The 10,875-nt window shown below is 67.5% G+C and carries 9 protein-coding genes; 6 read left to right on the top strand and 3 right to left on the bottom strand.

Annotated elements, in window-relative coordinates; translation table 11 throughout:
- Window positions 1–930: 930 nt before the first annotated feature.
- From E1288_RS44855 to E1288_RS44845, 3 genes are all read right to left on the bottom strand, one after another.
- Window positions 931–2,331, bottom strand: coding sequence for an amino acid permease (locus E1288_RS44855; RefSeq protein WP_207954915.1), 1,401 nt, complete (start codon window positions 2,329–2,331; stop codon window positions 931–933).
- A gap of 75 nt (window positions 2,332–2,406) precedes the next feature.
- On the bottom strand, window positions 2,407–3,963 hold the full coding sequence (locus E1288_RS44850; RefSeq protein WP_132495267.1) for a PucR family transcriptional regulator: 1,557 nt from the start codon (window positions 3,961–3,963) through the stop codon (window positions 2,407–2,409).
- A 28-nt stretch (window positions 3,964–3,991) separates the two neighbouring features.
- The gene (locus tag E1288_RS44845; RefSeq protein WP_132495265.1) at window positions 3,992–4,603 is read right to left on the bottom strand and encodes a TetR/AcrR family transcriptional regulator; all 612 of its coding nucleotides are present in this window, start codon (window positions 4,601–4,603) and stop codon (window positions 3,992–3,994) included.
- A 152-nt stretch (window positions 4,604–4,755) separates the two neighbouring features.
- Here E1288_RS44845 and E1288_RS44840 point away from each other — a divergent pair, with 152 nt between their 5' ends.
- Genes E1288_RS44840 through E1288_RS44815 form a run of 6 tightly spaced genes read left to right on the top strand, consistent with a single transcriptional unit; the run spans window position 4,756 to window position 10,730 of the window.
- A complete protein-coding gene (locus E1288_RS44840) occupies window positions 4,756–5,175 on the top strand; it encodes an acyl-CoA thioesterase (protein ID WP_132495263.1) in 420 nt (139 codons plus the stop codon).
- Window positions 5,168–6,388: an acetyl-CoA C-acetyltransferase gene (locus tag E1288_RS44835; RefSeq protein ID WP_132495261.1), complete on the top strand. Its 1,221-nt coding sequence runs from the start codon at window positions 5,168–5,170 to the stop codon at window positions 6,386–6,388. Before E1288_RS44840 ends, E1288_RS44835 begins: the two co-directional genes overlap by 8 nt.
- Window positions 6,385–6,858 (top strand): MaoC family dehydratase, encoded by a 474-nt coding sequence (locus E1288_RS44830; protein WP_132495259.1) that lies wholly within the window; start codon window positions 6,385–6,387, stop codon window positions 6,856–6,858. Before E1288_RS44835 ends, E1288_RS44830 begins: the two co-directional genes overlap by 4 nt.
- Entirely contained in the window at window positions 6,848–7,597 is a 750-nt protein-coding gene (gene fabG / locus E1288_RS44825) for a 3-oxoacyl-ACP reductase FabG (RefSeq protein ID WP_132495257.1), read from the top strand. Before E1288_RS44830 ends, fabG begins: the two co-directional genes overlap by 11 nt.
- Window positions 7,594–9,165, top strand: a complete 1,572-nt coding sequence (locus E1288_RS44820) for an AMP-binding protein (protein WP_132495255.1) — start codon at window positions 7,594–7,596, stop codon at window positions 9,163–9,165. The genes fabG and E1288_RS44820 overlap by 4 nt, the downstream gene beginning before the upstream one ends.
- Entirely contained in the window at window positions 9,162–10,730 is a 1,569-nt protein-coding gene (locus tag E1288_RS44815) for an acyl-CoA carboxylase subunit beta (protein WP_132495253.1), read from the top strand. Before E1288_RS44820 ends, E1288_RS44815 begins: the two co-directional genes overlap by 4 nt.
- Window positions 10,731–10,875 lie beyond the last annotated feature (145 nt).

The raw sequence follows: 10,875 nt of genomic DNA, 5'->3' as shown, positions 1-10,875 counted from the left end.
GAGGCGATCTTGCCCGCAGGATTTACTCCGGTCGACGCGATCGGCGGGTCCGTGATCTTCACCGCGTCGCTGACCAGGTCCGATAACCCGGCCTGCTCGGCCAGCGCCATCACCGGCACCAGCCCCGCACACGACACGAGATTCTCATCATCGAACCGGGCCGCCGCCCGCGACCACCTGTGCAACAATCTCACCGAAAGCGCCTCCCGATCCATGCGACATCAGGGCCTCAGCAACTCTGATCATCGCAGGTCAGAAGGCACTTTCACTCATTAAACGTTGCTATCCAAGAACAATTCCTCGGTGCATCCAGGCTTAGCGTGGGGGCGTGCGTGTTGATCTAGTAGAGCACCGTCGGCGAGTAACTCGCCTTATGCTGCCAGCACAGTCACAGGCCTACGGGGGCTTTCGGCTTGCCGGTACGCATGACCGACGGGCAATTGGTCATCCTCATGTCCGACAGAGTCTGCAGTTCGGAGGACGATGCGCCGAAAATTTCGCCGTGGGCGTCCGAACCTCAGCAGCCCACCGCAATGGCCGAGCTAGGACCCGCCGCGCTCTTGCGAACCGCCTGTCAGGCCGACCGGGACAGCTCCTCCAGCTAATCCCTGACCACGATGCGCGCGGCAGTTTCGGCGAATCCCGTACCCGCCCCGCTCCTCCGGCCGTGCGCCACACCAGGGCAACCTCGGAGTCGGCATCTCGTACATCGGCACCAGCGCGATGTCCGGCCGCGCGTGATGCCGGGCACCAACTCCACCACGGGCGATATTCCCTGCCCGTTGGCAATCGCGGGCCAGCAGTTCCTGGAAGGTGCGCAACACCGTGTCTGCGGTGGATCGGCCGACCGCTCGGTGTGGTGGTGGGAACGTGGAACTCCCACCAGTAGTCCGGTGGGCCGCACCTGAGGCAACGGCCGTCAAACGACGGTTACATCGGGCTGGCCCCGGACCGGTTCTGTAGGACTTTCTTCCGCACCACGTAGCCGGCGAGCACGACGACCACGCTGGCCAGGCTGGTGAAGAACTGCACGGACAGCCCGGGCTGAGCAGCCATCATGCCGAGTACCACCACAATGGACAGGATGACCGCGATGGTCAGCCACGGGAAGAGCCACATCTTCAGGGACAGCTCCCGCCCTTCGCGCTGCATCCGGCGCCGTAGCCGGAGCTGGGCGAAGCCGACAAGCAGGTAGATCAGCAGCATGATGGCGCCCGATGCGTTCACGAGGAAGGCGAACAGCCCGTCCGGGGAGAAAACCGCCGCCCCGATGGCGACGTAGCCGACCGCACCGCCCGCGAGCACGGCCCGCGTGGGAACGCGGGTGTGGCTCAGCCGGGAGAATGACCTCGGAGCGTCTCCGTGCGTCGACAAGCTGAACAGCACTCGCGAGGAGACGTAGACCGCCGAGTTCATGCAGCTGAGCACGGCCACGACGACGATGATGTTCATGATCTCGCCCGAAGCGGGGACGTGCATGCGGTCCAGCGCCGCGACGAACGGCGACGTGCCGGGGACGATCTCCCGCCACGGCACCACGCACACGATCAGGAACACCGAACCGACGTAGAAGGTGAGCACACGCGCGATCACCGAACGGGTCATCTTCGCCACGCTCCGGGCCGGCTCGCTCGACTCCGCCGCGGCGATCGTGGCGATCTCGGCTCCGCAGATGGCGAAGATGACCGTCGGGATCCCCGCCAGAACGGCGGTCAGTCCGTTCGGCATGAACCCGCCGTCGTTGACGAGGTTGCTCGTTGTCGGGCCGGTACCGGAAGTCCACCCCAAAGCGTAGGACGCGGCCACGGCCATGAAAACGATGATCGCACCGACCTTGATTGACGCGAACCAGAACTCCGTCTCCCCGTATGACTTGACCGTGATCAGGTTGACCGCCGTCATGATGATCACGAGCGCGAGCGCGAGCGCCCACATGGGCACGGGAATCCAGCGTTGCAGCAGTTCGGCGCCTGCCACGGCCTCGACGGCGACGACGATGACGAAGAAGTACCAGTACAACCAGCCCGCCGTGAACCCGCTGAGGTTGCCGAGGCTGGTGCGTACGTACTCGGTGAAGGTGCCGACGTCGGGCAGTGCGACCGCCATCTCTCCGATCATCCGCATGACGAGCAGGACGATGAGACCGGCGAGCGCGTAGGTGACGGTCGCGGCAGGCCCTATGTTGGCGATCCCCGCGCTGCTTCCGACGAACAGGCCGGCTCCGATGATCCCGCCCAGGGAGATCATGGTGACGTGCCGCTGCCGCAAGGCGTTGCCGAGGCGAGGTTCTTCCTGTGTTTCTGCTTCGTGCTGCGCGGTGTTCTCGAGCATCATGCCCTCCTGGATTACGGACCGGTCCAATGGAATCGCGTCATCCGCTCATCGTTCACGTTCCCTGAAAGGTAGTCACTGGACATCGTGTCCGGCTTCGGCGGAACAGAACTCCGTCATGTCGGTCTCGCCGTCGTCCGTCCACACCATCAGCGACAGCAGCAGTTCTGCTCGGACATGCGCGGAATCGATGTCTATGCCGAGGAGATCACGGATCTGTTCCATTCGACCCCGAAGGGTGTGCCGGTGTACACCGAGCACAGTGGACGCCACATTCCATTGCCCACCGTGTTCCAGGTACGCGCGCAGGGAGGTCACGAGAGCGGTGCCGTTCTCGCGGTCGAAGGCCGACAAACGGCCGAGCCGCTCGCGCGCCAGCTCTGCGAGGGCCTCCCGGGTCCGTGAGTCGAACACCAAGGCGTGCCCGGCCAGTTCGCCGAAACACACCAGTGGTGCGCGTCGTGCTCGTGCGGTACGGGCCGCGGTAAGTGCCTGGTGCAACGCACCCGGCACGTGTTCAGGCGTCACCGGCTCGGATAATCCGCCGTACGCGGAACGAGACCTCCGGACCAACGCGGCAGTCAGAGTCTTCGCCAGGTCGAGCCCGGTCCCGGGCAGCAGAACCACCAGATGCTCGTCCCGCTCCACCGCGATGGTCGGCAGCTCCTCGCCGTCAAGCAGGTCGTCTGCCTCGTCGAGCATCAACCCCGGATCGGCTCCGCCGCAAGCCAGGACTCTCAGCTCTGTCCCGGTGAGACCGACGTCGCGCAGGTGTTCCTCAAACCGCCACGGCGACACCGACCGCCCGAGGCCGAGGCCGAAGATGGTCCTGTTCAACCGGTTCTGCGCCGCCCGCAACCCCCGCGGCTTGACGCGATCCAGGACGATCAGGGAGACGGCCTGCGAGATCAGCGTGTGATCGGCCGGTCTCAAGCTTGACGGCCGGGCCAGCACGAGCCACCCGTGCCGCCTTCCGCCGACCCACACCGGTTGGGCGATGGTGGTCCCGTTCTTGTCCATGGCGGTGAACGTCATGGTCGAGTCCAGGTCCCCTTCCGGCAAAGAGAACGACAGCTCCTCGGCGTCCGCTGAAGAGGCCGCGAGTACCGAGCCGTCGCTGCTTCGCAGGAGTACCTGTGCCTCAAGGGCTATCGCGAGCTCGTGCACCACGGACTCCGGCCCTTGCCGCACCGCGGCACGGGTCATGCTCGACTGCACGCGGGAGTTCCGGAGGAGGTCGCCGTGGCGCTCTTCCGCATACCGGTCGACCACCACTCTGATGACGTCGCGGAAAGGCGTGGACAGCGGCACCTCGACCAGCGGAAGGCGGAGCTCCTCCGCGGCACCGACGACCGCATCGGGAATATCCTGATAGGACAGTCCGACCCCGAAGCCAAGCGCCGCGCTGCCAGCCTCGGCGACCCCGCGAACGTAGTTCCGTTGCGCGGACTGCTGGGCAGGCAGGCCGAGTCCCGTGGTCAGGACGAGCTCACTACCGGCCAGCCACGGCGAGGGGTCGGCGAGGTCGATGGCGTGGACCCAGGAGAAAGCTCGGTCCAGCTGGTCGGCGCCCGCACGAACCCGGAGGCCGAGTTCCGGGCGCCCGACCAGCCACCGCAGCGGCACCTGCATGCAGTCACCTCCGGGGTCCGGGCCGCCGTCAGCGCGCGGCCAGCCGCCACGACTCGCCGGCGAGCTGGAGCGTGATGTGCCCGTCTGCCGTCACACCATCGAGGACCTGCTCGTCCAGCATCGCGTGCATGGCGAGGCCGTCGGAGAGCGCGACGAGCTCAGCGGCGAGCTTCGTCGTGTCGGCGTCCGCGGGCACCTGGCCCGCCTCTTGGCATTCGGCCACCACCCGGCGCACGACTCGCCGCCAGTTGGCCAGGTAGTCGACGATCTCTTCGCGCGCCGCGGGGTTCGCGGCCGCCTCTGCATAGAAGACGAGGAAGATCCGTGTCATCGCGATCCTCCGGTCGTCGAGCGGGAGCACGCTCTCGATCAGCTGACCGAGCCGTTCCAGGGGTGTGAGCGAGGCGTCGTGCCGCAGCTGTTTGAACATGCGCCCCTGCGTCTCGGCCGCCCCACGCAGCGCGCCGACCAGGAGGTCGTGATGGGAGCTGAAGTAGTGGTTGACGACGCCGGTGGACCACCCGGCCGCCTCGGCCACCGCGCGCAGCGTCAGCGCCTTGATGCCGTCCTTGGCGATGATGTCCAGGGCGGCGTCGGCCAGCTCCGCTCGGCGCTGGTCATGATCGACGATCTTGGGCACGCATCCCCCTCCAGTGGCTTTTAAGTCGATCGCAACATATACGACCTCGCGAAGAGGTGGGTTGCGGCCGGGTATTTCAGGCGTGCTATTGACACAAAAGCGAGGCTCATGCGAAGTTAATTTATATCGCTTGACCAATATAAACAAGAGAGGTGACCGTGTCCATCCGTGCGCTCGGCGTTCATCGCACCCGGGTACCGCTCCGCTGGCGAGACCTTGATCATCAGGGGCACGTCTACCACGGCACCGTGCTGACTCTGCTGGACGAGGCGCGCACCCGGTGGCTGCGTACCGCGATCGGGGTCGAGCATCCCGACGCCTACGTCGTCGCGCGGATCGAGATCGACTACCAGCAGGAGATCCTGATGGACCACGACGCCGCCGAGATCTCGATCGGCATCAGCCGCCTCGGCCACAGCAGCATCCGCACCGCCGAGTCACTGACCCTGCCGGGCGGCGAGCAGGCCGCCCGAGCGGAGGTGGTCGTGGTGATGTGGGACCAGAAGGCGCATTGCTCTCGAGCCCTCACCGCCGACGAGCGCGCCAGGGCCGAGGCGGTGGCCCGTGCGTGACGCGATGATCGTCGCGGCCGCGAGGACTCCGATCGGCCGTATGACCAAGGGCTCCTTGGCACGGGAGCGCCCCGACGACCTCGTCGCGCAGGTCATCCAGCACGTGCTCCGCGCGGTTCCACAGCTCGCCCCCTCCGACGTCGACGACCTGCTGCTCGGCTGCGGGTCGCCCGGCGGGGAGCAGGGCTTCAACATGGCCAGGGTCGTGGCGGTCCTGCTCGGCCTAGACGAGGTGCCCGGGTGCACGGTCACCCGGTACTGCGCGTCGAGCGTGCAGACCACCCGCATGGCGATGCATGCCATCCGGGCGGGCGAGGGCGACGTCTTCCTCTCCGCCGGAGTCGAGAGCTGCAGCTCATACGCCAAGGGCGAGGCCGACTCGCTCCCGGGGACCATGAACCCGTTGTTCGACGAGGCGCGCGAGCGTTCAGCGGCCGCCGCCGAGGCCACCCCCGAAGGCTGGGAGGATCCCCGCGCCCACGGCTTGTTTCCCGACGTGTACATCGACATGGGCCAGACCGCGGAGAACGTCGCCGCGCTGCACGACGTCACGCGCGCCGATATGGACGCCTATGCCCTGTTGTCCCAGCAGCGCACGGCGGCCGCGGTGGACAGTGGCTTCTGGGCCAGGGATCTCGTCCCGTACCGCCGCGCCGACGGCACCGTCGTGAACCGGGACGACTGCCCGCGCCCGGACACCACACTCGACGCGCTTGCCGGTCTGCGTCCGGTGTTCCGTCCCGGTGGACGGTCGACTGCGGGCAACAGCTGCCCGCTCAACGACGGCGCGGCGGCGCTTCTCGTGATGAGCGACAGCAAGGCGCGCGACCTGGGAGTGACACCGTTGGCGAGGATCGTCGCCACCGCTGTGTCAGCCCTGTCGCCCGAGATCATGGGGCTCGGTCCCGTCGAAGCCACCCACCGGGTCCTGGAAACCGCGGGGATGTCGCTCGGCGACATCGACCTGTTCGAGCTCAACGAGGCCTTCGCGGCGCAGGTACTGCCCTGCCAGGACCAGCTCGGCATCCCCATCGACCGGCTCAATGTCCACGGTGGAGCCATCGCGATCGGGCATCCGTTCGGCGCCACCGGCGCCCGCACCTCGTCCACTGTGATCAACGCCCTGTCCTCGCGGGACAAGGAGATCGGCCTGCAGACTATGTGTGTGGGTGGCGGCCAGGGCATGGCCATGATTCTGGAAAGGCTGTCATGACCACGAAGGCGCACGAAACGGAGCCGCGCTACTTCTCCTCGCTGCGGCTCGGCGAAAAGCACGTGTCGGCGGGCAGGACCGTGACCGAGGCCGACGTCGTCCTATTCGCGGGGCTGTCCGGTGACTTCAACTCGCTGCACACCGACGATGAATGGGTCAGGGCGAACACCGAGTACCGGGGCCGGATCGCGCACGGCCTGCTCGTGCTCGCGATGTCGAGCGGGTTGCGCACGCCCGGACTCGACCAGCTACACGTCCTCGGTTTCCTCAATACGGAGCGCGCGATGGTCGCACCGACCTACCCGGGCGACACCCTGTACGTCACGCAGATGATCACCGCGCTGCGGCCGAGCCGCTCCAGGCCAGGGGCGGGCATCGTCACGATCGAGGTCGAGACAGCCACCCAGGACGGCACCGTCGTCCAGCGCGGCACGGATGTCCTTCTCGTCGGAGGCAAGGATGAAAGCTGAGCAAGCACACGTGCATGCGGACCGCAGATATCTCGTCACAGGTGGCGGTTCCGGCATCGGTCGCGCGACCGTGCTGACCCTCGCCGCGCGCGGCGCCAGGGTGGCGGTGGCCGACATCGACACCGACGCGGCGCACCAGGTCGCGAAGGAGGCCGGGACAAACGCGCTGCCGGTCGCCCTGGACGTCGGTGACCGGGCCTCGTGGACATCCGCCGCGGCCACCGTCGAAGATCAGCTGGGCGGACTCGACGGCCTGGTGAACAACGCGGGCATCACACGTGACCGCTCGATGGCCCGGATGTCCGACGAGGAATGGGGCCAGGTGCTCGACGTCCACCTGCGCGGCGCCTGGCTGGGCTGCCAGGTCATGGCTCCGCTCGTCACCGCGGCGGACGGCGGCGCGATCGTCAACCTGTCCTCTTCCGGCCGGTACGGCACCTTCGGCCAGACCAACTACTCCGCCGCGAAAGCCGGAGTCGTCGGCCTCACCAGGACGGTCGCGGTCGAGCTCGCCTCACGCGGGGTCCGGTGCAACGCGGTCGCCCCCGGCGCCGTGGACACACCGATGATCGGCACGGTGCCGGACTCGGTCCGGCAAAAGTGGCTGGACACCATCACCCTCGGCAGGCTCGCGGCGCCAGGCGAGATCGCGAACGTCATCGCGTTCCTCCTCTCCCCTGAGGCGTCCTACATCACCGCGCAAGTGATCGACGTGACCGGGGGCGAGCTACACCTATGAGGGCACAGCTGCTCGACGGCGTGGAACTCGGCCGCATCAGCCCGGTCGCCGACCTCATCGAAGCCGAGGCCACCCGGCCCGAGGCCACTCTGCTGCACTGGCCGGGAAGTTCCTGGACGGTACGGGAGTTCGCCAGCGCGGCACGCCGTTGCGCCGCTGAGCTGCGCGGCCGTGGCATCCAGACCGGTGATCGGGTCGCGGTCCTCAGCGGAAACTCGGCATGGCGGCTCGCCTGGCAGTTTGGCATCTGGTGGATCGGCGCCGTCGAGGTCTCGGTCAACTCCGAGCTCAAGGGCGACTTGCTGGACTTCGTGCTGGCCGACTGCGACCCCGCGCTGCTCGTGGCCGAGCGTGAGTTCACTGGCTGCCTGCACACCGCGCTCACGGTGCCGCGACGACTTCTCGACGACGCCCCACCACCGGAGATCGACGCCGCGACCGCACGCGAGCTCGACGCCGTCCAGACGGAGCTGGCACCGTCCACTCTGGCCACGATTCTCTACACCTCGGGCACCACAGGATCGTCGAAGGGGGTGATGCTGCCGCGCGGCTACTTCTCCAACCAGGGCGCCGTCATCGCGCGGGTGCTCGACCTCGACGAGCGCGACACTGGCTACTTCGTCCTGCCGTTCTTCCACGTCGACTTCCACGTCGTCCTCCCGGCCGTGATCCAGTCGGGTTCCTCAGTCGCGTTCGACCGCCGCTTCAGCGCGCGACGATTCTGGCCGCATGTCAGGGAGTTCGGTTGCACCTGGGCGTTCGTCATTGGGGCCGTGCTCTCGATCGTCCGGAAGCTCGGCGCAAAGCCCGCGGCCGGAACCACGCTGCGGCGCGTCCTCGGCGCACCGATCCCAGACGAGGCGTACACGTTCTTCGAGGACCGGCTCGGCATCGACATCCTGAGCATGTTCGGCCAGACCGAAGCCGACGGCCCTACCTTCGAGACGACCGGCCGGCGCCGTCGCGGCAGCGCCGGAACACCCTGCTCTCATTTCGATGTCGAGATCCACGACGACCGTGGACATCCGGTGGCCGCGGGCACGGTCGGCGAGATCGTCTACCGGCCGCACAGTCCCGACTTGATGATGCTCGGCTACTGGCGCCGGGACGACGCGACGGTCGCCGCCTGGCGGAACCTGTGGTTCCACTCTGGCGACCTCGGCCGGATGGACGATGACGGCTTCCTCTACTTCGTCGGCAGGATGACCGACAGCATGCGTCGCCGAGGCGAGAACATCTCGGCCTACGAGCTGGAGATGTCTTTGCGCAAGGCCCCTGGTGTCCAGGAGTGCGCCTCGATCGGCGTGGTCGACGAGGTCGGCGGCGAGGACGAGATCAAGGTCTTCGTCGTCCCCGTCGACGAAAACGGTTTCGATGTCGACGCGTTCTTCGACTACTGCGACCGGCAGCTGCCCCGCTACGCCGTCCCCCGCTACGTCGAGATCACCTCGGCCGAGACGTTCGTGCGCAGCGTCGGCACCGGCGTGATCCAGAAGCGCTGGCTCTCCCGCGCCACGAGCGGAGCCGGGGTGCATGACCGCGAAAACCTAAGGGAGGCACACCGATGAGCTTCACCTGGAAAGACGCGCTGGCCGAGCTGGACCGCAGGAGAGCGCTCGCGCGCGAGCTCGGCGGCGAGCGTCGCGTCAACCGCGCCCATGACCAGGGCCGGTACACGATCCGCGAGCGGATCGACCGGGCGGCGAGCGCGTTCTACGAGGTCGGCGAGTTCGCCGCCTATGAGGACGTCGATGCCACGGGAAAGCTGCGCGGCATGATGCCGGCGAGCTACGTCTGCGGGCTCGGCGAGTTCGCGGGTCGCGCGGTCGCGGTCGGCGGCGAGGACTTCACTGTGCGGGGCGGAGCGCCACAGACCTATCTGGATCGGATGAAGGGCGGCCTCGGCGGCTTCGTGGAAGACCTCGCGCACGAGTACCGGATCCCGCTCGTGCTGTTCATGGAGGGCATCGGCGGCGACGTGGCCGCGCAGGCGGAGAAGGGCCACTCCTACCTCGTGAGCTCACTGAGCTGGCAGCGCTCCTACGAGCTGCTCGCCGAGGTACCGGTACTGACGATGGTCAGCGGCGCGGCGGTGGGCGGCACCGCGGGACGGACCGTGCTGAGCCATTTCTCGGTCATGACCAAGGATTCCGTTCTCTTCGCCGGGGGCCCACCACTGGTGAAGCGCGCTCTGGGAGTGGACGTCGACAAGCACGAGCTGGGCGGCGCGCGGGTGCACACCGCGGAGTCCGGGTGCATCGACAACCTCGCCGAGGACGAGGACGACGCGATCCGGCAGCTGCAGACCGTGCTCGGCTATCTTCCGCAGAACGTCTGGGAGATGCCCCCGCGAGGCGATCGCAGCGACCCACCCGACCGCTGGGTCGACGAGGTACTCGACATCATCCCGGAGAACCGCCGCCGTCCCTACAAGGCGTCCAAGGTCGTCAGCGCCGTCGTCGACCGAGGCTCGTTCTTCGAGGTCGGCGCGCGCTGGGGCCGCGCTGTCACCACCGGGTTCGCCCGCATGGACGGCATCCCCGTCGGGATCGTGGCCAGCAACCCGCAACACCTCGGCGGCGCGCTCGACGCGGCCGCGGCGGAGAAACAGGTGCGCTTCGTCGACACCTGCAGCACCTTCCACCTGCCCATCGTCTACTTCGTCGACGTGCCAGGCTTCATGGTCGGGCCCAATGCCGAGCGCGGCAACGTCGTGCGCTGGGGCATGCGCGCGATCCAGTCGATCATCCAGGCCGAGGTGCCGGTCGTGACCATCCAGGTCCGCAAGGCCTACGGCATGGCGGTATCAGCGACGTCGAGCCCGGACAGCCTCAGCCTGCGCCTCGCCTGGCCCACCGCCGAATGGGGCGACCTGCCGGTCGAGGGCGGCGTCGAGGCGGGCTTCAAGCACGAGATCGAGAACGCCGAGAACCCCGAGGAGTACCGGCGGCTTGCGGAGGAGCGGATGCTCGCGCTCGCGGACCCGTGGAAGACCGCCGAGGCATTCGGGGTGGAGAACATGATCGACCCCAGGGACACAAGGGAGATCGTGTGCGCCTTCCTCGAGGCCTCGCTGCATAGGGTGCGCACCTCCCTCGGCCCGCAACGCAGGCAGTGGAGCCTGCGGCCCTGAACCACAAGACAGAACTCACGAAAGACATCCCAGGAGCTTGAATGTCAAGCAGCAGCCGAGTTGATGTGATGCGACCAGGCGGTCGTCTCGTCGTAGAGGGTGCCGGTTTTGAGGCATCCGTGGAGGATGCCGACGAGTCGGTTGG

The sequence above is a fragment of the Saccharopolyspora elongata genome (assembly GCF_004348985.1).
GTDB classification, from domain to species: Bacteria; Actinomycetota; Actinomycetes; order Mycobacteriales; family Pseudonocardiaceae; genus Saccharopolyspora; species Saccharopolyspora elongata.
The sequence above is the reverse complement of the archived record's forward strand: the minus strand, read 5'-3'. Positions and strand labels throughout refer to the sequence as shown.